Source organism: Nocardioides sp. LS1 (genome assembly GCF_003865225.1).
Classification (GTDB): Bacteria; Actinomycetota; Actinomycetes; order Propionibacteriales; family Nocardioidaceae; genus Nocardioides; species Nocardioides ginsengisegetis.
Genome location: NZ_BIFF01000006.1, coordinates 18,977 through 43,086 on the forward strand (window position 1 = coordinate 18,977; position 24,110 = coordinate 43,086).

Sequence of the window (24,110 nt, forward strand, 5' to 3'; positions counted from 1 at the left end):
CCTTAGGAGGCCGTCCCCGTTCCCGCGAGGAGGCCCTCGACCTCGGCCCGGCCGGGCAGCCGGTCGTGGGCGACGACGTCGCCGGTGCGGACGTAGTAGAACGCGGCGCGGACCCGGTCGAGCGGCACGTCGTGCAGCTCGGCCCAGGCCAGCCGGTAGAGGGCCAGCTGGAGCGGGTCGGCGGTGGCGGTGCGGTTGGTCTTCCAGTCGACGACGAGGAAGCCCTCGGTGCCGTCGGGGAGCGTCTCGGTGTAGACCGCGTCGATCCGGCCCCGGACCACCTGGCCGGCCAGCACGAGGGCGAAGGGGGCCTCGACCTGGTGGGGGATGCGGGTGGCGAACGGCCCCGCCTCGAAGGTCGCGATGAGGTCCTTGAGGTCGGTGTCGTCGTCGATGCCGGCGTCGGCGCGGCCGGGCAGGTCGTCGAAGTCGAAGAGGTCCTGCTGGCCGAACCGGGCCTCGACCCAGGCGTGGAAGCGGGTGCCGAAGCGGGCCGCCGACGACGGCGGGCGCGGCATCGGCCGGGCCAGCTCGCGGGCGAACTGCTCGGGGTCGTCGCGCAGCCGGGCCAGCGCGGTGGCGGACAGGCTGCTGGGCAGCTCCACGGAGATGTCGGAGGAGCGCTCCTGGCGGGCCTCGCCCACGAGCCGCTCGAGCTCGATGTCCCAGTCGGCGACCCGGGCCGACTCGATCATGTCGAGCTCGCTGTCCGCCGCGGCCGGGTCGACCTCGCGCACCCGGCGGGCCGCCTCGATACGGCGTGCGGCCTCGAGCCCGGTCTCGGTCGTCGGCCAGGGCCGGGACGGGTCGACGGCGGCGTAGGGGTTGGGGTCGCCCTTGACGGGCTTGTCGAGCCAGTCGGTGACCGGCTCGCCCCAGGCCTCGAGCTGCTCGCGGACGACGAGCTGGTAGTCGGAGGGGCCGAAGGGCGTGGTCCGCGGACTCCAGAGGTAGGAGGTCACCGCGAGGTGGTGGGCCGCCCGCGTGAAGGCGACGTAGCCGAGGCGCAGCTCCTCCTCGGCGTCGTGCGCCCGGGTCGCGGACCGGTAGGCGTCGAGGGCGGCCTTGTCGAAGCCGGCCAGCTGGGGCAGGTCGGGGGCGTCGCCGCGCAACGGCGCCGGGAGGATCGAGGGCGAGGAGGTCCACAGGGTGCGGGACCTGTTGGAGGGGAAGCGGGTCTCGCAGACACCGACGAGGAACACCGAGGCCCATTCCAGGCCCTTGGACCGGTGGACGGTGAGCAGCTTGACCGAGTCGGCCTCGGTCGGGGTGGCCACGTCGAGGCCGTTGCCCTGGTCGTCCTCGGCGGTGAGGTAGGCCAGCAGCGCGGGCAGGGTGACGTCGCCGTCGACGGCCTGGAACTCCGCGACGGCCTTGACGAACAGGTCGAGGTTGTCGCGGCGCGCGGCTGCGGCGGGGCTGACGGCGGAGGCCAGCTCGACGTCGGTGCCGCTGGTGTCGATGATCCGGCGGACGATGTCGAGGAGCGGCTCGCCGACGGCCTGCCGGAGCATCCGGAGCTCGGCGGAGAGCAGCGCGAACCGCTCCAGCGCCTCGGCGGAGTAGGGGTGCTCCCCCGGGTCGGCGAGGGCGTCGTCGAGCGAGGGGATCTCGGCCGGGTCGATGCCGTCGGCGATCTCGACGAGGTGGTCGGTGACCGAGGCGGGGGCGGTGCCGCGGCCGGACCGTCCGGCGATCTCGTTGGCCCGGCGGCTGAGCAGGCGCAGGTCGCGCGGGCCGATCGCCCAGCGCGGACCCGTCAGCAGGGTCAGCAGCGAGGCGTTGGCGGTGACGTCGTGGAGCAGGTGGAGGGTGGCCACGATCTCGGCGACCTCGGGCAGCCGGAGCAGCCCGGAGAGACCGACGATCTCGACCGGGATGCCGGCCGAGGTGAGGGCGTCGAAGACGTCCTCGGCGTGGGAGTTGTCGCGGGTCAGCACGCCGATGTCGGCCCAGGACTCGTGGTGGGCGGCCTTCACGGCCTCGACCAACCACACCAGCTCGTCGGCGTGGGTCGGGAACACCGCCGCGGCGACGGAGCCGTCGGCGGCACCGTCGGCGGCGACGAGCCGCTCGACCTGGTCGTAGCGGTCGTAGAGCGGGGCGGCCAGCCGGTTGGCCACGTCGAGGATCCGCCGGTCGGAGCGCCGGTTGACGGTCAGCGGGTAGGTCGGCACGTCTCCGGCGGCGGCCGGGAAGGTGTCGGCGAAGTTGAGGATGTTGGACACCGAGGCACCACGCCAGCCGTAGATGGCCTGGTTGGGGTCGCCGACGGCGGTGACGGCGTGGCCCAGGCCGTGCTCGAGGTCGGGCCCCGAGAAGAGCCGCGAGAGCATCGTGGCCTGGGCGACGGAGGTGTCCTGGTATTCGTCGAGCAGGACGACCTTGAACTTCGACCGCTCGCTGGCCCCCACGTCGGGCTGGTCGCTGGCGAGCCGGGCGCCGAGCTCGATCTGGTCGGAGTAGTCCATGAGGCCCAGGTCGCGCTTGAGCCGCCGGTAGGCCTCGACCAGGCCGAGCAGCTCCCCGCGCCGGTCGATGGCGAAGATGGCCTTCTCGAGCGGCTCGCGGTAGGTCTTGCGGCCCTTGCCGGCCTCCTCCTCCGCGAGCGCCGCCGCGAACCCGGCGCGCGCCTCGGCGTCGGCCGCGCGCACGTCGGCGGGTCCGACGAGGTGCTCGCTCATCGCGCCGTCGAGGGCGAGGAGGTTCTGGATCGCGGTCTCGGGGTGGTCGGTGAGGTGGTTGACGACGCCGGTGTAGCGGTCGACCACGCGGGCGCCGAGCTGGTAGCGGGCGGCGTCGGTGATGACGCGGGTGTCGGGCTCGTGGCCGATCCGCAGGCCGTGGTCGGTGAGGAGCCCCGAGGCATAGGCGTTGTACGTCGCCACCGTCGGCTCGAGGACGTCGGCCGGGCCGTCGTCACCGGCCTGCTCGGGCTCCTCGAGCGCGCCGGCCTCCTTGAGGGCCTTGCGGATCCGGCCGCGCAGCTCGCTGGCCGCCTTGGTGGTGAAGGTGAGGCCGAGCACCTCGTCGGGGCGGACCTGGCCGGTGACGACGAGGTAGACGACCCGCGCCGCCATCAGCGTGGTCTTGCCCGAGCCGGCGCCGGCGATGACGACCGCAGGGGTGAGCGGCGCGGAGATCGCCGCCCACTGCTGCTCGCTCGGGGCGTAGGCCGTCCTCATGACGGCCTGGAGGTCCTGGGGGGTCCGGATGGCCCGCGTGGTGGCGGTCGTGGTGCTGGTCGTGCTCACTGGGAGGTCACCGGTCCTGCGCTCTTGATGGGGCAGATGGGCACGAAGGAGCAGTCGCGGCACTGGTCGCCGGCCACGGCCGGGAAGGTCTCGGTGCGGAGCAGCACCGCGCTGTGCGCGAGCCGGGCACGCAGGTCGTCGCGCTGGGAGCCGTCCTCGGGCTGGACGGGCTGGCGCTGCACCAGCGCGTCGGGCCCGCCGTCGATGACGCCGAGCTGGACGAGCTCGGCACCGCCGGCCTCCGCCCCGGGCACCGTCTCGTCGACGGCACCGTGGTCGACCGCGTATTGGTAGAGGCCGAGCTGGACGTGGCCCTCGACGGACTTGTTGGTGGGTGGTCGCCGGCCCGTCTTGAGGTCGACGACGACGACCTTGCCGTCGGAGTCGAGCTCGAGGCGGTCGGCATAGCCGGTCAGCCGGACCTGCTCGCCGGGCCCTCCTGAGCCCGTCGAAGGGTCGGCGAGCCCGACGACGGTGGAGAACTGCGCCTCGGTGGCCAGCAGGGTGCGCCTGTTGTCGTGGTGCCAGGCGAGGAAGCGCGCCAGTGCGGCCCGGACCCGGTCGTGCTCGCGGGCCTTGGACCACGGGGTCCGGAAGTCGAGGCGCTCCCAGACCTGGTCGACGTGGGACATCAGCAGGTCGACGTCGTCGCGGCCGGCCGGGAGCTCGCCGTCGGCGACCCGCTGGGCCAGGGCGTGGACCATCTCGCCGAGGTTGGCGGACTGGTGGGCGCGCGCCACTCCCCCGGCCTCGCGCTCGAGGAACCACTGGGTCGGGCAGACCCCGAGGCCCTCCAGGACGCTGGCCGAGACCGGCACCGGCTGGTCGGGCTCGCGGACCGGCTGGACCGAGCGGCTGGCGGCGCGGGTGCCCCACCAGGTCGACGGGTCGGCGCTGGGGACGAGCTGGCGCTGGCCGACGGTCTCGCCGGCGAGCCGGGCCAGTCGCCGGGCCGCTGCCTCGCGGAGCGGCTCGCTCGTGTCGGGATCGGCGAGGGTGCGGCGCAGCTCGGAGACGAGGCCCGACATCGAGAGCGGGCGGGTCGGCCGGCCGACGACCTTCTCGACCGTCACGCCCAGCTCGTCGAGGAACCGCGAGGGCTGCTCGCCCTCGTCGTCGGCGCTGGCGACCGCGGTCACGACGAGGCGCTGCCGGGCACGGGTGGCCGCGACGTAGAAGAGGCGCCGCTCCTCCATCAGCAGCTCACGGCTGGAGACGGGAGGGACGACGTGGCCCTGGCCGATCCGGTCGGCCTGCAGGAGCGTGGAGCGTCGGCGCAGGTCGGGCCAGCCGTCCTGCTGGACGTGGGCGATCACCACGAGCCGCCACTCCAGCCCCTTGGAGCGGTGGGCGGTGAGCAGGCGCACGGCAGCGCCGCGGGCGCCGCGGTCGGCCAGGGTGTCGGCCGGGATCTGCTGGGCCACGAGGGTGGCGAGGAACGCCCGCACGCCCACGTGGTCGCGGCGCTCCTCGGCCCGGGCCGCGATGTCGAAGAGGGCGCAGACCGAGTCGAGGTCGCGGTGGGCACGCCGGGCCGCGCCGCCGCCGAGGTCGACCGAGCGCCGCAGTCGCTGCGGCCAGCCCGTGCGGGACCAGAGCGTCCAGAGCAGCTCCTCGGCCGAGGCGCCGCCGGCCAGCTCCTCGCGGGCGTCGACGAGCAGCTGGGTCAGCGCCCGGGCCTTGACGACCTCCGGCCCGTCGAGCCCGTCGAGGAAGTGGCGGTCGACGACGGCCTTGCGGACCAGCTCGCGGCTGGGCAGCGGCGACCGGGCCTCCTCGTGGCTCAGGGCCTTCTCGCGGGTGCGGAGACGGCGCGCGAGGCGGCGTACGTCGCCGGCGTCGAGGCCGCCCAACGGGCCCAGCAGCAGGGCCTCGGCCCGCGACGGGTCGATGTGGTCGAGGTGGTCGGGCTCGTCGTTGTCGAGGTTGACGACGGCCCGGAGCGCGTCGATCAGGGGCAGCACCGCGGGGTCGCGGACCAGCGGGACCTCGTCGCTGGCCACCTCGACGGGCACGCCGGCCGCGCCGAGCGCCCGGCGCAGCGGCGGGATGGAGGTGCGGCCGGAGCGGACCAGCACGGCCATGTCGTCCCACGGGACGCCGTCCTCGAGGTGGGCCCGGCGGAGCAGGTCGGCGAGGTGCTCCGCCTCGGCCCGCTCGGTGTCGAAGGTGCGGACGACGACCCGGCCGTCGCCGAGCGGGCCGGCCACCGCCTCCGGCGCGAGGAACGCCTCGCGCGCCTCGGTCGGAATGCTGCCCGGCAGGGCCAGGCGGTGGGCCACCCGCTGCGAGGCCACGAGCAGGCGCGGGCCGAACCGGCGGGTGGTGCGCAACGCGACGACATCGGCCGGGCGGCCGTCGGCCCGGGGGAAGTCGGTCGGGAAGTCGAGGATGCCGCGCACCTCGGCGCCGCGGAAGGCGTAGATGGACTGGTGGGGGTCGCCGACGACCGTGAGGTCCCGTCCGTCGCCGGCCAGGGCCCGGAGCAGGGCGACCTGACCGGGGTCGGTGTCCTGGTACTCGTCGACGAAGACGTGGCGCAGCCGCGCCCGGAGCTCGTCGCGGTGAGCCTCGGCCTCGATGGTCGCCCGGCGGATCAGGTCGGCGTAGTCGATGGCGCCCTGGGAGTCGAGGTTGGTCAGGTATTGGTCGAGGAAGAGGCCGGCCGCCTGGAACTCCGGCAGCCCCTCCTCGACGCCGAGCGTGTGCAGCGCCCGCCCGTCGAGCCCCTTCTCGCGGGCGCGGGAAAGCACCGCGTGCACCTCGCGGGCGAACCCGCGGGTGCCGAGCGCGCGGGTGAGCGACTCGGGCCAGGTGACCGACTCGGGGTTGTCGGTGAGCAGCTCGCGCAGCACGACGTCCTGCTCCGGGGCGCTCAGCAGGCGCAGCGGCGCCTCGTAGAGCTCGGCGGGCGCGTACTTCCTGATGAGCCCGTAGGCGAAGGAGTGGAACGTCGAGCTCAGGGTGGTGCTCATCGTGCGTCCGAGGCGAGCGGTGACACGGTCGCGCAGCTGCTCGGCGGCCTTGCGGCTGAAGGTCAGGGCGAGCACCTGGTCGGGCACGGCACCACGGTGCTCGATGCGGTCGACGATGGCCTCGACCAGCGTCGTGGTCTTGCCGGTGCCCGGACCGGCGAGCACGAGCAGCGGCCCGCCGGGGTGGTCGACGACCTGCTGCTGGTGGCGGTCGAGGGTCGGCAGCTCGGTGACGACGTCGGGACGCACGAGGCGGTAGGTCGTCGGCTGCATGTCGTTACTCAATCATCCGGCGCCGACAGCACTGTGAACGTCTGCCGTTCTCGGCGGTGGCCGTGCGTGATTGGCTCAGCCCATGACCGAGGGACCCCTGGCTGACCTGATCGTGCTCGACCTGACCCGCGCCCTGGCCGGCCCGCACGCCGGCATGATGCTCGGCGACATGGGCGCGCGGGTGATCAAGATCGAGTCGCCCACCGGCGACGACACCCGGGGCTGGGGACCGCCGTTCATCGGCGAGGAGGACGAGCGCGAGTCGACGTACTTCCTCTCGACCAACCGCAACAAGGAGTCGCTGGTCCTCGACCTGAAGAAGCCCGAGGACCAGGAGGTCCTGGCCCGGCTGGTCGCACGCGCGGACGTGCTGATGGAGAACTTCCGCGTCGGCGTGCTGGACCGCCTCGGCTTCCCGGTGTCGCGGTTGCACGAGATCAACCCTGGCCTCGTCGTCCTGCAGATCACCGGCTTCGGCCACGACGGCCCCGAGGCGACCCGGTCGGGCTACGACCAGATCGCACAGGGCGAGGGCGGCCTGATGTCGATCACCGGCACGACCCAGCCCACCAAGGTGGGGGTCCCGATCGCCGACCTGCTGGCCGGCATGAACGGTGCCTTCGGCGTTCTCGCCGCCATCCACGAGCGGAGCACGACGGGCCGCGGCCGCGTGGTGCGTACGTCGCTCCTCGCCGGCATGATCGGCGTCCACGCGTTCCAGGGCACGCGCTGGACCGTCGCCGGCGAGGTGCCGGGCCTCGCGGGCGACCACCACCCCGCGATCGCGCCGTACGGCATGTTCGCCACGCAGACCGCGCCCGTCCAGATCGCCTGTGGCTCGGAGGGGCTGTGGCGTGCGCTGTGCGGCGCCTTCGGCTGGGACCCGGCCGAGGACCGCTTCGCCACCAACGTGGAGCGGGTCGCGCACCGCGACGAGCTGATCGCGCGCATCGAGACGCTCTTCGCCGACCAGCCTGCGGAGCACTGGCTCGCGCTGTTGTCGGAGGCCGGGGTGCCGTCGGGCAAGGTGCGCTCGCTCGACGACGTCTACACGTGGGACCAGACGCTGTCCCAGCACCTCCTCCTCGACGTCGAGCACGCCACGCAGGGGAAGCTGAAGATCCCCGGCTCCCCCATCCGCTTCGACGACAACCCCTACTCCGGGGGGCGCGCCACGCACGCCGCTCCCCCGACCCTGGGGCAGCACAACGAGTCGATCCGGGAGTGGCTCGACTCCTGACCCCCGTCGAGCCGGCGCAACTGCCGTGTTGATGCCCGGCAGTTGCGCCGACTCGATCGGTCAGTCGGTGTCCGAGCCGGGCAGCGCAGCGCCCGGCACCTGCTGGGGCAGGTAGATCTGCGGGTCACCCGGGTAGGGCGTGCCCCAGTTGTGGGCGTCGTACCAGGTGAAGCGGTTCATCTGCTCGGGGTTGGCGAAGTCCGGCCGGGCGTGCGCGCCGGTCAGGTGCTGCTTCGCCGCCCACTGCTGCCAGGCCTGCTGGTAGGCGACGTACTTCGCCGGGACGGGTGCCGCGGCTGCCGCACCGCTGCTGGGGGTGTCGAGACCGCACGAGGGCGGCGTGGCGATGTTCTCGGTGAGCGAGATGCGGTTGGGCCTCGCGGTGAACGGCGTCTGGTCCGGCGTGGCCTGGAACGCGTCGAACATCGGCGTGGCCGCGGCGACCTTCTGGTTCAGCGGCTCCGCACCGAGGATCTGCTCGATGGTGCGGACCATGGAGATCTGCGAGTAGTACGTCGACACGGTCTTGCCGTGCGCGGCCCACGGGCTGATGACCTGGATGGGCGCGCGGTGCCCGTCGACGTGGTCGGCGCCGTTCTGGCTGTCGTCCTCGACCACGAAGATCGCGGAGTTCTTCCAGTAGGGGCTGTGCGAGATCGTCTGCACGACCTTGCCCAGCGCGACGTCGCCGCCCGCGACCTCCGACCGGGCCGAGACGGGGCCGCCGGTGTGGTCGTCGGACATCCACAGCATGTTGAAGTCGGCCGGCCCGAACTTCAGGAAGTCCTGCTTCCAGATCTGGTAGCGGTAGAGGTCGGGGATCGACAGGTCGAACGGCGGGGAGGTCGGGTTCGTGATGTCGTTGAGCGACGGGATCACCGAGCCGTAGTCACCCTTGAGCTCCGGCGAGGTCAGCTGGGCCGGGTCGCCGCCGTCCTCGACGCTCTTCGAGGCGCAGTAGTACTGCTGCCAGCTCCCGGACGGCTTGCCCTCGGTGTAGAGGAACTCGCCGTAGTTCCTCGCGCTGTGGCCGGCCGCCTGGATCGCCGTCCAGAGGAAGCCGGAGCGCTGGTGGCCGAGCACGTCCTCCTCGGTGTCGTAGCTGCGGGTGTACTCGCCGGCGCTCGACTCGGTGTACTCCGGGTCGTCGCCCTGCATGATCCAGTTGTGGCCCTCGGCGGAGTTGGTGCCGATGTCGTAGGTGTTGTCGTAGAGGCCGAACTGGCGGGCCAGCGCGTGGATGTTCGGCGTCACCTGCTCGCCGAACTGGGCCAGCGACGCGTCGCCGTTGCCCTCGGGCATGTCGCCGTGGATCTGGTCGTAGGTCCGGTTCTCCTTGACCACCATGAACACGTGCTTGATGGTCGAGGGGTCGCCGATCCGCTTGGGCACCGGCACGGCCCTGGCCCGGCTGCCGGAGGCGTGCTTGACGTCGGTGTTCGCGTCGCCCCAGCCGTTCTGGTGGAAGACCGTCGGGGTCCAGGTCTCCTTGATGTCGCTGTCCGAGGGAAGGGTGAAGCGGGTCAGCGAGGCCGTGGTGCCGTGCGTGCCGTGGCCGGTCGCCGGCGTGGTGCCGTAGCCGGCGTTGAAGGTGAGGAGCGGGCCGCGGGCGTCGATGCCGCGGCGGTTGGTCACCACGAGCTGGTCGCCCACCGGGGTGACCTCCTCGGGGTAGTAGTCGGTCGGCACGAGACCGACGTAGCGGACCGGGTCGAGCGCGCCCTGGCCGAGCCGGTAGACCGCGATCGCGTTGGCCCGGCCGAGGCTGACGAGGAGGCGCCCGTTCTGGACGGCGACGGCGTCGGGCTCGTAGCCGACCTTGGAGCCCTGCCAGGGCTGGGTCGAGACCGTCTGGACGACCGCGTCGGTCGTGGTGTCGACGACGGAGACCGTGTCGTCGTTGGTGTTGGCGACGTACAGGACGCTGCCCTTGGCGTACATCGCGGTCGGGTGCAGGCCGACCTTGACCTGCCCGACGGGGGCGGAGGGGTGGGCCGTGTCGATGGTGCTGAGCACGCCCGTGGTCGAGGTGCCGAGGACCGGGTCGGCGGGGACGTCGGTGCCGTAGGAGCCCTGGGTCGCATCGCCGGCGACGGCGCGGCGGCCGCCCTCGTCGCTGACGTAGAGCTTGGTGCCGACGAGCTTCAGCTGGCGCGGGGCGATCCCCACGTCCCAGGTGTGCGTGATGGTGCCCGCGGCCGGGTCGATGGCGACCACGGTGTTCTGGCCGTTGACCCCGGCGTACAGCGTGGCGCCGTCGGCCGAGTAGGCGAGGCCGGAGGTCAGCGCCTTCTGGTCGCCCTGGCTGGGGATCGAGACCTTGGTGCCGGAGCCCAGCGAGCCGTCGGGGTTGACCGGGAAGCGGGTGAGACCGGTCGCGTTCGGCATCCACAGGACCTTGCCGTCCGGCGAGTAGAGCGGTCCCTCCTGGCCGACGGTGTTGTCGGCCAGCTTGGCGTTGACGCCGGAGGCGGAGCCGCCGCGCCAGACCAGCTGGTTGGTGGCGAGGTCGAAGACCTGGAGCGAGACGCCACGGTCGGTCGAGGTGGCGGCGAGGAACCGGCCGTCGGGGCTGACGGTGGAGCCCATGAACTTGCCGTACGGCGTCATGGTCCGGTCGCCGAGCGGCTGGAGGACCTGGTCGGAGGAGATCTGGAGACCGTCGGCGTACTCGCTGCCGACCTGGCGCTGGCCGAAGCCGACGGTGGTGGCGTAGGCGACACCGCCGCTGACCGCGAGGGCCAGACCGGCGGCCACGGCACTCACCTGCTGCGTGCGTGAGAAGAACCGACGCTCGGCCTTCACCACGCGGTTGCGCGTCACATTCATCGAGAACCTTCCTTGGTGGTTGCCAGCAGGTCGACGACTCCGTCGAACTGCCACAGCGGGTTCGGGGCGTCCCCGCTGGGGGTGTGGAGCTGGAAGTAGCCGTTGACCTCCTTGGGCCCGTCGCCGTCGGCGACGAACCGGCCGTCGGCGGCGACGTCGAGCTGGTAGACCGCGCTCCCGGTGGCGGTCGCACCCGGGAGGGTCCACGTGACGACGCACCGCCAGTCCGCGCCGGGACCGCTGTCGACTGCCCGGTCACCGCCCTTGTCGCAGCGGGCGGTCGTGCGCAGCTGCTCCTCCGTCACGGCCGGGCGGTGGAGCTCGTCGGTCTGCAGCACGTAGAGGTGGGAGAACGACGTGGCCAGGGCCGCCTCGAGCTTCGCCCGGTCGATGCCGGTCCCGGTGGCGCCGGTCGCACCGGCCACCGCGAAGGTCGTGACCGCGACCAGGCCGACGAGGGGGGCCACGCCCAGGACCAGGACGCGGCGGCCCGAGCCGTCGTGGCCCGCACCGGTGAAGTCACGGCGCACGAAGAGGAGATAGGCCAGCAGCGTCGCGAGCACCGTCCACGCCAGGCTGACCGCCAGCCCCACCCAGAAGGGCCCGAGCTGACCCGGCTCGGTGAGGAGGCCGCGGTACGTCGTGAACGCACTCATCGGCAGCGCGACCCGCAACGCGACGGGCACGGGCAGCAGCTGCAGGCCCTCGAGCACCAGCGCGAGGACCACCGGCATGAGCAGTCCCAGGGGCGAGCGGCCCAGGGCCACCGACCCCAGCAGGCCGACCGCCGAGAAGGCGAGCGTCGGCGGCACGATGCCCAGCCAGGCCAGCAGGACGGTCCGGGCGAGCTGCCCGGTGCCCATCGGGTGCCCGTCCAGTCCGGGCAGCGGGTGGCTGCCGATCGAGGCCAGGCCGCCCACGAGCGACGACACGGCGAGCGCCGCGAGCAGCGCCAGGGTCACGGTGAGCGCGGCGAGCACCTTGGCGAGGAAGATCCGGCGGGGCGAGCGGACCGCGACCAGCAGGTGTCGCCAGGTGCCGAGCCGGTCCTCCACGGCGAAGACGTCGCCGGCCACGACGCAGGTGAGCAGCGGGAGCACGAGGGTCCCGACGAAGGCGAGGACCACCAGGGAACCGGCCCAGCCGGACTGGCCCATCCACCGGCCGTAGACGGCGTCGGCGGGCAGGGAGGTCTGCCTGCTGACGACGGCGGTGTAGACCGCCGGGGCGACCAGGCAGGCGAGTGCCACCAGCCGCAGGCGCCACTGCGAGGCCAGCTTGACCAGCTCGAAGCGGTAGCCCCGGCGCAGCGCCACGGGTGGGACCGGGGTGGGCGCGGCCATCGCGGTCGCGGTCATCGTGCGGCCTCCTCGTCGGTGCCCGTCAGGGCGAGGAAGGCCGCCTCGAGCAGCGGCACCACCGGCCCGAGCTCGCGGATGGCGATCCCGGCGCCGACCAGTCGCCCCACCAGGTCGTCCAGGGCCGCCTCGGGACCACGGACGACGAGCGCGTGCTCGTCCCGCGGTGCCTGGGCGCGGCGGCCGGGGACCAGGCTCAGCGACGGCGTACCGTCGACGACCCGGCGGGCGCCCGCAGGGTCGGAGGTGACGAGCCGGTAGTCGAGGTCGCCACTCTCCGCGGCCAGCTTGGCGACCGGACCGGAGAAGACGACCCGGCCCGTCGACAGCAGGGTGACCTCGTCGCACAGGGCGGTCAGGTCGTCCATCCGGTGGCTCGACAGGACGACGGTCGTGCCGGCCTCGGCGAGGCCGGCGAGCACCTCGTGCACCTGCCGCTTGCCGGCCGGGTCGAGCCCGTTGGCAGGCTCGTCGAGGACCAGGAGGCGCGGCTCACCGAGCAGTGCGGCGGCCAGGCCGAGCCGCTGACGCATGCCCAGGGAGAAGCCGCGGACGGCGTCACCGGCCACCTCGAGCAACCCCACCCGGTCGAGGAGCGCGTCGACGTCGGCTCCGCGGGCGGTCGGTTCGCTGCGCAGGGACGCGAGGGCCGCGAGGTTCTGGCGGGCGGTCAGCGTCGGGTAGAGGCCGGGGCCCTCGACGAACCCGGCGACGCCGCCCGGCACGGCGAACGCGCGACCCACGGACGCGCCGAGCATCTCGAGGGTCCCGCCGTCGGCCACGACCAGCCCGAGCAGCAGGCCGAGGAGCGTGGTCTTGCCGGCGCCGTTGGGCCCGACCAGCCCGTGGATGTGCCCGGGAGCGACGTCGAGGTCGACGCCGTCGAGGGCGATGACCTCGCCGAACGTCTTGCTCACACCGCGCGCCCGAATCGCAGCGGTTGACCGCATGTGCTCCTCCGTCGGGCCGGCACCCCGAGGGAGCCGGCCAGGTCGGTGCCCGAAACAACCTTCCGGACGAGGAAGCTAGGGGCCGCGGGTGACCTGACCGGCTCGGTTTGCCAAACGCTCGGCGAACGCAGCCGCATCTCGGCGTACGCCCCGGCAGTTGCGCCGGGTCGACCCCTCCCGGTCGGGCCCGAGCGCGCGTAGCGTGGGTGGCGGAGGAATCGCCATGACCATGCCGAACGATGCCGTCGTCACGCTCTCCCACGCACTCGACCAGGCCGGCGACGTCCTGGCCTCGGTGCGGCACGACCAGCTGGGGCAGCCCACGCCCTGCGCGGACTGGGACGTCGGCCAGCTGGTCGCCCACCTCGTGGCCGGGCCGCGGCGCTTCGCCGAGACGATGCGGGGCGGGGAGGCCGACTGGTCGGCCCCGGCGCCTCCGGTCGAGCAGGAGTGGGCGTCGGAGTTCCGGTCCGCGGCCGACGACCTGATCCACCTGTGGCACCAGGAGGGCGACCGGGCGCAGGCGCGGATCGTCGACTGGCAGACCACGGAGTTCGCGGTGCACACGTGGGACCTGGCGCGGGCGGTGGGCTATCGCTGGCGGCTCGACGATCGCGTGGCGGAGACGGCCCTGGCCTTCATGCGAGCGGGGATGACGGCCGACAACCGGGGTACGGCGTTCGCGCCGGAGGTGGCCGTCGACGACCACGCGACGGCGTACGAGCGCCTGGCTGCCTTCGCCGGTCGCTCCCCCGAACTGGCGCCCGAAATCACGTCGGACGTCATGCGGTCGGAGCTGGGTGCAGCTCCGACCGCATGACGTCCTTTTGACGCAACCTGGACAGCGGGGGGTCAGCCCAGGTCGACGATGGCCGCGACCGGGCCCCCACCCTCGGGGCCCTGGTGCGCGGCGGACACGGAGACGAAGACGGCCGGGTCGCCGGTGACGGCGGCGGTGACGCCACCGACCGTCGCCTTGATCTGGCGGTGCCAGTGCACGTCGGAGTCGTCGAGCATCGCGTTGCGGCGACCGCGCACGGTGCCGTCCTGCGACGCCTCGCACTTGAGGAAGACGTTGACCAGCTTGCCGTCGAGGTCCGAGGTGCGCGGACGCTCGGGCAGGTCGAGGCCGGCGGAGCGGATGGCGTCCCAGATGCCGTCCTGGTCGAGGGCGTCCTTCATGACCGAGTGACCGACGCGGTAGCGGCCGCCGACACCGGTGGCGTTGCCGACCACGACGACCTGCGCCTGGTCGAGCTCGACGCCCGAGGAGCAGGACGCCACGGCCGAGAACAGGTCGCGGTTGTGCATGACGTCGGCGTCGGTGGGCATCTCGATCTCGCCCAGCGCGACGGCGATGCCGAGCGCGGTCACGCCGTTGGAGAGGTCCATCGACTCGTGGGTGTGCTCGGTCCACACGGACTTGCCGCGCGACTTGGCGTCGCGGATCGTGTGGATCGTCAGCAGCGGGGTCTTGGTCTGCACGTAGTGCACGTCGGCGGGGTCGGTGATGCCGGCCTTGGCCATCGCCTCCTTCACGGCGGCGGCGACCTTGGTGATCATCGGCGTGCGGCCGATCTCCTCCGGCAGCAGCTGCTCGCTCATCGCGAAGCCGACCGTGAGGCGCGGCTCGTCGCTGGGCTCGGCGTCGGTCGTGGCGAAGATCGTGGCGTGGGGGCTGATCACGCCGTCGGTGCCGCCGGACCACACGATCGGGATCTGCTTGACCTGGTCGGCCGGGGCGCCCTTCTCGACGAGCACCTCGCGGAAGGCACGGTCGGCGATAATCCGGGTGTAGTCGTTGACCCCGCCGTTGCCCTCGGTCTTGCCGATGATCGCGATGACGCGGCTGGCGTCCATGATCCCGTCGTCGATGAGCTTGGCTAGCTCGCTGGCGTCGGCGACCGAGTGGATCGGCACCTTGCGTACTTCGATGGCGTCCGGCATGGGAGGGGTCCTTTCGTGGGGGCGGTCAGTCGCTGACGACGACGGTGCCGAAGTCTCCGGACACGGCGTCGACGATGTGGTCGAGGCTGGTGATGACGGCGCGGGTGCCGCCCTGCTCGACGAACCGGCAGGCCGCGTCGACCTTGGGGCCCATCGAGCCGCTGGCGAAGTGGCCCTCGGCCGCGAGCTTGCGCATCTGCGTGAGGGTGACGGTGCCGACGGGCTCGGCGTCCGGGGTGCCCCAGCGGAGCACGGCCTGGGGCACGTCGGTCGCGACGACGAGCACGTCGGCGTCGACGCTGCGCGCGAGCAGGGCCGCGCCGAGGTCCTTGTCGATGACGGCCTCGACGCCGCGCAGGCGGCCGTCGGGCGCCTGGACGACCGGGATCCCGCCGCCGCCGTTGGCGATGACGACGAAGCCGGAGGCGACGAGCGCCTGGACGGCCGGCGCGTCGACGATGCGGAGCGGCTCGGGCGAGGCGACGACCCGGCGCCAGCCCTTCTCGCCGCGGTCCTCCCAGGTCTCGCCGTGCTCGACGAGCACGGCCGCTTCAGCGGCCGGGAGGAACCGGCCGATCGGCTTGGTCGGGTGGGTGAAGCCGGGGTCGTCGGAGGCCACGAGGGCCCGCGTCACGACGGCCGCCGTACGACGGTCGAGGTCTCGGACCGCGAGGGCGTGGTCGAGCGCGTTCATCAGGACGAAGCCGAGGGTGCCCTGCGTCTGCGCGCCGCACCAGTCCAGCGGGACCGGCGGGACGACGCTGGCGGCGAGCTCGTTCTTGACGAGCAGGTTGCCGACCTGGGGGCCGTTGCCGTGGGTGATCACGACGTCGTGGTCGTGCTCGAGCAGGTCGGCGACGGCGGCCATCGCGGTCTGCGCGGCCGCGATCTGGTCCTCCGGACGGGCCCGGCCGTCGGCATTCGTCATGGCGTTGCCGCCGAGGGCGAGGAGGACCTTCATGCAGACGAACCTAGGCCCCGGGACGCCCCCGGACACCAGCAACTACGGCCAACACAGGGGCAGTCCCATGGCAGGTGTTGCCAACGTGCCGGCCGGTCCGGCTCCTACGCCGGGCGGGCGCGACGCTCTCGGGCCTCCAGGCGCTGCCGGGCGACCTCCTCCTCGTCGAAGCGCGGGTCGGCGAGGAGGTACTGCGCGAACAGGCCGGGGTCCTTGTGGGGCGGCCGCTCGGGCTCGGGGACCATCCGACCCTCGGCGGCGTCCCAGAACGAGTCGGCGGCGTGCAGGACCCGCCGGGCCAGGCGGCCGGAGAGGCCCGTGTGCGGCGCATAGGGGTGCGGCCGGCTCGGGGCGCCCTTCTCCGCCTGGTGGAGCCGCTCGGCGAGCTCGTCGAGCTCGGCCCGGGTCAGGTGGGCGGCGAGCATCTCCACGAGCACGAACTCGTGGTGCCGGTGCTCGGCGAGCGCGTGCTCGACGTCGCCCCAGACCGACGACCAGGCCCGGCCGGCCTGGAAGACCGAGCCGTACTCCCGCGCCTTCACGTGCGCCAGCGCCAGCTCGAGCTCCCGGGCGGCGTGGAGGTAGTCGTGGACGAGCTGGGCGCCCTGGGGCACGTGCTTGCGCACCTGGGCGAGCAGCACCGCATCGACGGCGCTGAGGTGCTTGCTGGCGATCGACAGGAACGTGTCGATGGGTTCGAGCCCCTTGCGTGGCTGCCCCGGCGTGGACAGCATCGCGCTGGCCTCGTCGTAGCGCTGCGCGAGCGACTCGTGGGTGTGCAGGACCGAACTCCGCAGGACATCGAGCGTGTCCATGGGCCTCACCTTTCGACGGGCTCCCCACCCATCCTCCATGGTGCGTCGCAGCGCGGCCCGGGACAAGGACCCGGTCCCGACCCGGCCGTCAGCGCGATGTCGGGAAGTGGAAGCTCGCGTCGCTGGCCGCGCTCGTGGCGGGCCAGCGGGCCGTGACGACCTTGGCCCGCGTGTAGAACCGGACGCCCTCGGGGCCGTGCACGTGGGTGTCGCCGAACAGCGAGTCCTTCCAGCCGCCGAAGGAGTGGAACGCCATCGGGACCGGCACCGGCACGTTGATACCGATCATCCCGACGTGGACGCCCCGCTGGAACCGGCGGGCCGCCTCGCCGCTGTTGGTGAAGACCGCGGTGCCGTTGCCGTAGGGGTTGGCGTTGACCATCGCGATCGCCTCGTCGACGTCGCGGCAGCGCAGCACGGACAGGACCGGGCCGAAGATCTCCTGGCGGTAGACGTCCATCCCGGTGGTGACGCCGTCGAGGACCGTCGGGCCGACGAAGAAGCCGTCCTCGTGGCCGGGCACGACGTACCCGCGCCCGTCGACCGCGACCCGCGCGCCCTCGGCCTCGCCGGCGTCGATCAGCCCGAGGATCCGCTGCTGGGCGTCGCGCGTGATGACCGGGCCCATCTCGCTGGTGGAGTCGCTGCCGGGACCGACCGCGACCGCGCGGGCCCGCTCCCCCAGGGCCTCGACGAGCCGGTCGGCCGAGGCGCCGACGGCGACCGCGGCCGAGACCGCCATGCAGCGCTCGCCGGCGGAGCCGAAGGCGGCGGCCGAGAGGTGGTCGGCGGCGAAGTCGAGGTCGGCGTCGGGCAGCACGATCGCGTGGTTCTTCGCGCCACCGAGGGCCTGCACGCGCTTGCCGGTCGCCGTCGCGCGCTCGTGGATGTAGCGGGCGATCGGTGTGGACCCGACGAAGGAGACGGCCGCGACGTCGGGTGAGTCCAGGAGCGCGTCGACGGCCTCCTTGTCGCCGTGCACCACGTTGAAGGCGCCGTCGGGCAGGCCGGCCTCGCGCCACAGCTCGGCGAGGCGCAGGGAGACCGAGGGGTCGCGCTCGCTGGGCTTGAGGACGAAGGTGTTGCCGCAGGCGATCGCCACCGGGAACATCCACATCGGCACCATCGCCGGGAAGTTGAACGGCGTGATGCCGGCGACCACGCCGAGCGGCTCGCGCCAGGAGTAGCTGTCGACGCCGGCCGAGACCTGGTCGGAGTACTCCCCCTTGAGCAGCTGCGGGATCCCGCACGCGAACTCGACGACCTCCAGCCCGCGCTGGACCTCGCCCACGGCGTCGGAGAGGACCTTGCCGTGCTCGGCGGTGATCAGTGCGGCGAGCTCGTCGGCGTGCGCGTGCACGAGCTGGCGGAAGGCGAACAGGACCTTGGCGCGGGCGCTGAGCGAGGTCTGCGACCAGTCCGGGAACGCCGCCTTCGCCGCGGCCACGGCGGCGCCGACGTCGGCGGTGCTGCCGAGGCGGACCTCGGCCTGCTGCTGGCCGGTGGCGGGGTCGAAGACGGGCGAGGTGCGGGTGGACTCCCCCGTGGCGGGGCGTCCGGTGATCCAGTGGTCGATGGTCCTCATGACCCCACTCTCCTACTCCTCGAGCGGCCCGCGCGCCAGCAGGGCCCGCAACGGCAGCGTGCCGACGGGGAGACCGTGCTGGTCGTAGTAGTCGAACATCGCCCGCAGGAGGGCCTCCTCGCGGCTGCCCGGGCGGCCGGTCGGCCGCTCCACGACGACGTCGACACCGGCCTCGGCGGCGAGCTCGGCCACCGTGGCGACCCGCGACGCCAGCTCGTACGTCGCTCCCGCGTGGCCGCTCTCGAGCATCACGACCGCGGCGGCGGCCCCGACGTCGGCCAGGTCGGCGAACCCGAACGTCGCGTGGGCGTCGTACGGGAGCCGGACGGTGGTGGTGAGGTCGAGGTTCTGCAGGTAGGGCCCCGGCTGGAGGATCGTCCAGGGCAGCCCCGAGCGCCGGACCAGGTCCTCGGACTCGGCCTTGTCGAGGTGGTGCGGCAGCGCAGGCAGGTGCGGCGAGGCGACCGAGTGGTAGACGACCCGGCCGACCTCGGCCTTGCGGGCCGCCTCGAGGACGTGCGCGACGTAGCCGGGCTCGTCGACGTCCAGGTTGGGCGCGATCACGTAGACCGCAGCGCACCCCACGAGCGCGGCCGTCAGGTTCTCCCACTCGGCCCGGCCCGTGACGACGACGTCGACGCCCCGAGCCCCGAGCGCGGTCGCCACGGCACGGCCGGTCTTGCCGTGCCCACCGACGACCGCTACGCGGGTGCTCACACCAGGTCGACCTGGGCGAACGCTGCACCGCCGGCCAGGTGGGCGTAGCCCGGACCGCGGTCGAAGAAGGCCTCGCTCGCCTCGGGACGGCCGGCCCGCTCGGCCGCGGTGGCGGCCTCGTCGTGGGCCAGCGAGTCGTCGTCGAGCGATCCCGTGAGGACCACGCCGTAGTCGGCGAGCGCGGCCTCGGCCGACACCTTGCGCCACACGACGTCGCGGACCACGAGGGCCGGGTCGCGGTCGAGCGGGTTGCCCCAGCCGCCGCCACCGGTGGTGCGGATCCGGACCAGCTCGCCGGCCTTGATCGGCTCGGCGTCGGCGAGGGCGTCGACCTCGCGCTCGTTCGGGCCGCCGGGGTCGACGGTGACCTGGAACGGCTTGCCCGCCAGGCCGCCCTTGACGCCCCAGCAGGCCAGGATCGAGCGGTCCGCGATGGACATGAAGTGCGCGTCCTTGAGCATCCGGATCTGCTTCTCGTAGCCCAGTCCGCCGCGGAACTGGCCGGCGCCGCCGGAGTCCATGGCCAGGCCGAGGGACTCGACGCGGAACGGGAAGCGGGCCTCGGTGAACTCGCTGGGGAGGTTCCGCGAGTCCGGCACGACGTGGATCGTGTCCTCGCCGTCGGCGTAGTAACGGCCGCCCGAGCCGCCGCCGAGGACCTCGCGCATGAGGTAGGGACGGCCCTCGAGGTCGTCGCCGTAGACGCCGGTGTAGCGGATGGTCTCCTGGTCGGCCGGCATCTTGCCGTCCACCGCCTTGGCGACCACACCCGCGAGCACGCCGAGCAGCCGCAGGATCACGAACGTGCGGGCGTTGGTCGGCGCTGGGAAGACCGGCGTGAGCAGCGTGCCCGGCGGTGGGAAGCGCATCTCGATGAGCGGCACGATGCCCTCGTTGACGTCGAGCTCGGCCATCCGCTCGGGGGTGTCGGCGAGGTTGCGCAGGATCGGCGCCAGCCACTTCTTGAGGAAGACGCCGTCGCTGTAGTCGCCGCAGTGGTTGATCGGGCCCTTGGCCTGGGGCGAGGTGCCGCCGAAGTCGAGGATCAGCCGCTCCCCCTCCGGGTCCTCGGCCGCCGTACGGGTCAGCGTGATCCGCTGCGTGTGCAGCATCGGCTCGTCGACACCGTCGTGCTCGGCGTAGTCCTCCCACACCCAGCTGCCGACCGGGATCTTGCTGAGGATCTCGCGACGGTACGTCGTGGTGGTCCGGTCGATGATCGCGTCGAAGCAGGACTCGACCGTCTCGATGCCGTAGCGGTCGAACAGCTCGCCGAGGCGACGCGCGCCCATGAGGCAGGCGGAGCACTCGGCGTCGAGGTCGGCGGAGAGCGACTCGGGCATCCGGGAGTTGCGGGTCATGATGCTCAGCGCGGCCCGGTTGGGCACGCCGGCGTCCCAGAGCCGGATCGGGGGGACCATCAGGCCCTCCTCGAAGACGCTGGTGGCGTTGGAGGGCATCGAGCCGGGCACGGCGCCGCCGATGTCGTCGTGGTGGCCGAAGGCCTGGACGAACGCGACGACCCGGCGCTCGCCCTCCGCGCCCGCGAACACCGGCACGGTGACGCACAGGTCGGGCAGGTGCCCGATGCCGCCCTCGGAGCGGTAGACGTCGTTGTGGAAGAAGACGTCGCCCTCGCGCATCTCCTCGATCGGGAAGTCCCGCGCGATCGGGTGCACGAGCGCGGAGTAGGAGCGGCCGGTCAGCTTGCGCAGCAGCCGGTCGTGGATGCCGGCACGGAAGTCGTGGGCGTCGCGAATCATCGGGCTGCGGCTGGTGCGTCCGATGGCGGTCTCGACCTCCATCTCGACCGAGGCCAGGGAGCCCTGGACGATCTCGACGAGCACCGGGTCGGCGCTCGCACCCGCGTCGGCGGTCAGGTGGCCGAAGGGGAACTGCGTGGGAGCGCGGCGGCTCTCACCACTGCCCGTGTCGGCGGGGGCGGCGAACCCGGTCACGGCGGAGCTGGTGCACATCAGTTGTTCTCCTTCGTGGCGGCGGTGTCGACGCGGGTGACGATGATGTTGAGGAACTCGTCGATGCGGGCGGTGAAGCCCGGGTGCAGCGGCACCGTGGAGCCGAACTCCTCGATGATCGCCGGACCGGTCACGACGGTGCCGGGGCCGAGGTCGGGGCGCCACAGGACCGGCGTGTCGACGTACCCCTCGGCGGCGTCGAAGCAGACCTGGCGGCGGCCCTTCTCGGTCGCTGCTCCGGTGGACGAGCCCGTTGCTTCGGTGGTCGAGCCCGTTGCTTCGGTGGTCGAGCCTGCCGAGACCGCGTGGCGCTTGATCTCGGGCCGCTGGATCGGGCCGATGCCCGAGACGCGGAGGTTGACCCACTCGACCTGCTGGGTGGGGTCGCCGGCGAAGTCGTAGCCGTAGAGCGCCTTGTGCTCGGCGTGGAAGCGGGCGGCCACCTCGTCGAGGACGACGGCGTCGATCGGGCCGTCGGGCACGCCCACCCGCACCTCGAAGGCCTGGCCGAAGTAGCGCACGTCGGCGGTGCGGACGAAGGAGTGCTCGCCCTCGGCGAAGCCCTCCTTGGTCAGGGCGGAGGCCGCCTGGGCGGTGAGCCCGTCGAGGATCGTGGCCACCGACGCGGGGTCGAGGTGGTCGGCCAGCGAGACGTGCGTCTGCACGTAGTCGTTCTTCACGTCGACGGTCAGCAGGCCGAAGGCCGAGACGTTGCCCGGGTTGGGCGGGACCAGCACGGCGGGCAGGCCGAGCACGTCGACGAGGCGGCACAGCAGCAGCGAGCCGGACCCGCCGAAGGTGGTGAGCGTGAAGTCGCGGACGTCGAGCCCGCGCTTGACGGTGACCTGGCGCAGCGCGTTGGCCTGGTTCCAGGCGGAGATCTCCAGGATGCCGGTGGCGCAGGCCTCCGGGGTCAGGCCGAGCTGCTCGGCCAGCTTCTGGATGCCCTCGCGGGCCGCGTCCACGTCGAGCGGGATCTCCCCGCCGAGCAGGTGCGGGGGGATCCGGCCGAGGAAGACGTGGGCGTCGGTGATGGTGACGTCCAGGCCGCCCTTGCCGTAGCAGAGCGGGCCGGGGTCGGCGCCGGCCGACTGGGGGCCGACCTTGAGGGTGCCCTCGGGCGAGAGCCAGGCGATCGAGCCGCCGCCGGCACCGACGGTCACCACGTCGATCATCGGGATCTTGGACGGGAAGGCACCGACCGAGCCCTCGGTGGTCAGCGTCGGCTCGCCGTCGATGACGACCGACACGTCGGTCGACGTACCGCCGCCGTCGGAGGTCAGCACCTTGTCGAAGCCGGCGACCTTGGCGATCAGCGCGGCGCCGAGCGCACCGGCGGCCGGGCCGGACAGCACCGTGGTGATGGGCTGGTGGACGACCTCATCGGCCGACAGCACGCCGCCGTTGGACTTCATCACGTAGAACGGGATGGTCCGGTCGTCGAGCGCCTCGAGGCGACTCTTGATGTTGGTGACGTACGCCGAGAGCCGGGGCTTGACCGCGGCGTCGACGAGCGTGGTCATGGCCCGCTCGTACTCGCGGTACTCGCGCAGCACCTCGCTGGACAGCGAGACCACCGCGTCGGGGTGCTCCTCGGCGAGCACGGCGCGCATCCGCTCCTCGTGCTCGGGGTTGGCGTAGGCGTGCAGGAAGCAGACGCCGAGGGTGTTGATGCCCTGGGCGCGGAACCAGCGCGCGGCCGTGCGGGCCGACTCCTCGTCGAAGGGCCGCACCTCCGCACCGGTGAAGTCGAGCCGGCCGCCGACGCCCTTGACGAGGTCACGGGGCACGATGCGGTCGGGCTTCACCCAGAAGTAGGAGTTGCCGTAGCCGTCGGGCACCGACTGGCGGGCGATCTCGAGCATCGCCTCGTAGCCCTCGGTGGTGATGAACCCGAGGCGGTCCACCTTCCCCTCGAGGAGCTGGTTGGTCGCGACGGTCGTGCCGTGGCTGACCGCGTCGATGGTGTCCGGACCGGCGCCGAGCAGGCCGAGCACCTTGTCGATGCCGGCGAGGAAGCCGTCGGCGGGGTTGCCCGGCGTGGAGGGGGTCTTGGTCGTGACCAGCTCCCCCGACTCCTCGTCGAAGGCGACCACGTCGGTGAAGGTGCCGCCGGTGTCGATGCCGATCCGGATCGTGCGGGAGTTCGGGGAGGCCATGGGCACGATTCAATCGGTACGTCGATCGCCGGACCACGGCACAATCTGCCGACGGACCGGCGGTTCGTCGGCAACGTCTGCCAGCGAGTCAGGCGTCGGGCGCCCGCTCGTTGTAGATCCCCGCCTCCTCCTGGCCCGACAGGGCCTGGATGGCCGTCATGATCTCGTCGGTCACCTCGCGGCGGGCGCGGCCCTGGGGCACCCCGTCGAAGCGACCGGCGACGTGGATCGGGGCGCCGAACTCCACCGTGATCGGGACGATCCGGGGCACGGTGGAGCCGACCGGCTGGACCTTCTCGGTGCCGGTCAGGCCGACCGGCACGACCGGGACACCGGCGGTGAGGGCGAGGTGGGCGACGCCCGTGCGGCCGCGGTAGAGCCGGCCGTCGCGCGAGCGGGTGCCCTCGGGATAGATGCCGAACGCCTCGCCCCGGCCGAGGACCTCGAGCGCGGTGTCGAGCGAGGCGAGCGCGGCCTTGCTGTCGTCGCGGTCGACCGGCAGCATCCCGATGCCCTCGAACCACAGTCGGGAGGCCAGGCCCTTGAGGCCGGTGCCGGTGAAGTAGTCGGACTTCGCGAGGAAGACGACCTTGCGCGGCACCACGCACGGGATCACCACGGAGTCCACGAAGCTCAGGTGGTTACTGGCCAGGATCACGCCGCCGGACGTCGGGACGTTCTCCAGCCCGCGCACCGTCGGTCGCCAGACGGTCCGGGCGATCGGGGGGACGATCGAGTGCAGGACGCTGTAGGTCGCGGTCACGGCACCAGTCTTGCGGTTACCGGCCGGTGTCATGGCACGCACGCCGAGGAGTGGGCCGACACGCGGGTCGAGACAGGGGCAGGAGCCCGTCCGGTGGGTGGCTCGGGACCACCCACCGGCGCGGCCGGACTCCTGGTGCTGACCGACGACTCCGGGACATCGATCGCGACCGGACCGGACGCGGAGGGACCGCGCCTCCATCGTCCTCCCGGAGCCCCGCTCAGGAAAGGGCCCGACATAGGCGAAGGGCCCTTGGACGTATGAGGTTCAAGGGCCCTTCTGGGTGACCGGTCCGGTGACGCTTCCGG

At 72.8% G+C, this 24,110-nt stretch carries 15 protein-coding genes; 2 read left to right on the top strand and 13 right to left on the bottom strand.

Annotated features, from left to right (window positions below):
- Positions 1–2 precede the first annotated feature (2 nt).
- Together EJF31_RS17665 and EJF31_RS17670 are read right to left on the bottom strand one after the other, a co-directional pair.
- A complete protein-coding gene (locus tag EJF31_RS17665; protein WP_260430939.1) occupies positions 3–3,254 on the bottom strand; it encodes an ATP-dependent DNA helicase in 3,252 nt (1,083 codons plus the stop codon).
- Positions 3,251–6,502 (bottom strand): ATP-dependent DNA helicase, encoded by a 3,252-nt coding sequence (locus EJF31_RS17670; protein ID WP_125038501.1) that lies wholly within the window; start codon positions 6,500–6,502, stop codon positions 3,251–3,253. Before EJF31_RS17670 ends, EJF31_RS17665 begins: the two co-directional genes overlap by 4 nt.
- An 82-nt stretch (positions 6,503–6,584) precedes the next feature.
- Between EJF31_RS17670 and EJF31_RS17675 the strand changes: the two genes are divergently transcribed.
- The gene (locus EJF31_RS17675) at positions 6,585–7,742 is read left to right on the top strand and encodes a CaiB/BaiF CoA-transferase family protein (RefSeq protein WP_125038502.1); all 1,158 of its coding nucleotides are present in this window, start codon (positions 6,585–6,587) and stop codon (positions 7,740–7,742) included.
- Positions 7,743–7,802: 60 nt separating this feature from the next.
- Here EJF31_RS17675 and EJF31_RS17680 read toward each other — a convergent pair whose 3' ends face one another.
- From EJF31_RS17680 to EJF31_RS17690, 3 genes are read right to left on the bottom strand one after another with little or no spacing between them, the layout of a single operon-like run.
- Positions 7,803–10,571 (bottom strand): bifunctional YncE family protein/alkaline phosphatase family protein, encoded by a 2,769-nt coding sequence (locus EJF31_RS17680; protein WP_125038503.1) that lies wholly within the window; start codon positions 10,569–10,571, stop codon positions 7,803–7,805.
- Positions 10,568–11,929, bottom strand: coding sequence for an ABC transporter permease (locus tag EJF31_RS17685; RefSeq protein WP_125038504.1), 1,362 nt, complete (start codon positions 11,927–11,929; stop codon positions 10,568–10,570). The genes EJF31_RS17680 and EJF31_RS17685 overlap by 4 nt, the downstream gene beginning before the upstream one ends.
- The gene (locus EJF31_RS17690) at positions 11,926–12,846 is read right to left on the bottom strand and encodes an ABC transporter ATP-binding protein (protein WP_260430940.1); all 921 of its coding nucleotides are present in this window, start codon (positions 12,844–12,846) and stop codon (positions 11,926–11,928) included. The genes EJF31_RS17685 and EJF31_RS17690 overlap by 4 nt, the downstream gene beginning before the upstream one ends.
- 256 nt (positions 12,847–13,102) lie before the next feature.
- Between EJF31_RS17690 and EJF31_RS17695 the strand changes: the two genes are divergently transcribed.
- On the top strand, positions 13,103–13,699 hold the full coding sequence (locus tag EJF31_RS17695) for a TIGR03086 family metal-binding protein (RefSeq protein WP_125038506.1): 597 nt from the start codon (positions 13,103–13,105) through the stop codon (positions 13,697–13,699).
- Between the two features lie 32 nt (positions 13,700–13,731).
- Here EJF31_RS17695 and EJF31_RS17700 read toward each other — a convergent pair whose 3' ends face one another.
- The 8 genes from EJF31_RS17700 to EJF31_RS17735 all read right to left on the bottom strand — a co-directional run bounded on the left by EJF31_RS17700 (position 13,732) and on the right by EJF31_RS17735 (position 23,802).
- Positions 13,732–14,826 (bottom strand): ring-opening amidohydrolase, encoded by a 1,095-nt coding sequence (locus EJF31_RS17700; RefSeq protein WP_125038507.1) that lies wholly within the window; start codon positions 14,824–14,826, stop codon positions 13,732–13,734.
- Positions 14,827–14,851: 25 nt separating this feature from the next.
- Positions 14,852–15,787, bottom strand: coding sequence for a carbamate kinase (locus EJF31_RS17705; RefSeq protein ID WP_125038508.1), 936 nt, complete (start codon positions 15,785–15,787; stop codon positions 14,852–14,854).
- A 104-nt stretch (positions 15,788–15,891) separates the two neighbouring features.
- Positions 15,892–16,602 carry a hypothetical protein gene (locus EJF31_RS17710; protein WP_125038509.1) on the bottom strand — a complete coding sequence of 237 codons (711 nt, stop codon included), beginning with the start codon at positions 16,600–16,602 and terminating at the stop codon, positions 15,892–15,894.
- Between the two features lie 88 nt (positions 16,603–16,690).
- On the bottom strand, positions 16,691–18,187 hold the full coding sequence (locus EJF31_RS17715; protein ID WP_125038510.1) for a CoA-acylating methylmalonate-semialdehyde dehydrogenase: 1,497 nt from the start codon (positions 18,185–18,187) through the stop codon (positions 16,691–16,693).
- Between the two features lie 12 nt (positions 18,188–18,199).
- A complete protein-coding gene (locus EJF31_RS17720) occupies positions 18,200–18,904 on the bottom strand; it encodes an SDR family oxidoreductase (protein ID WP_125038511.1) in 705 nt (234 codons plus the stop codon).
- Complete coding sequence (locus tag EJF31_RS17725) at positions 18,901–20,880, bottom strand: hydantoinase B/oxoprolinase family protein (protein WP_221767649.1); 1,980 nt, start codon at positions 20,878–20,880, stop codon at positions 18,901–18,903. The genes EJF31_RS17720 and EJF31_RS17725 overlap by 4 nt, the downstream gene beginning before the upstream one ends.
- Complete coding sequence (locus tag EJF31_RS17730) at positions 20,880–23,039, bottom strand: hydantoinase/oxoprolinase family protein (RefSeq protein WP_125038512.1); 2,160 nt, start codon at positions 23,037–23,039, stop codon at positions 20,880–20,882. Before EJF31_RS17730 ends, EJF31_RS17725 begins: the two co-directional genes overlap by 1 nt.
- A gap of 88 nt (positions 23,040–23,127) precedes the next feature.
- Complete coding sequence (locus tag EJF31_RS17735; protein ID WP_260430941.1) at positions 23,128–23,802, bottom strand: 1-acyl-sn-glycerol-3-phosphate acyltransferase; 675 nt, start codon at positions 23,800–23,802, stop codon at positions 23,128–23,130.
- Positions 23,803–24,110 lie beyond the last annotated feature (308 nt).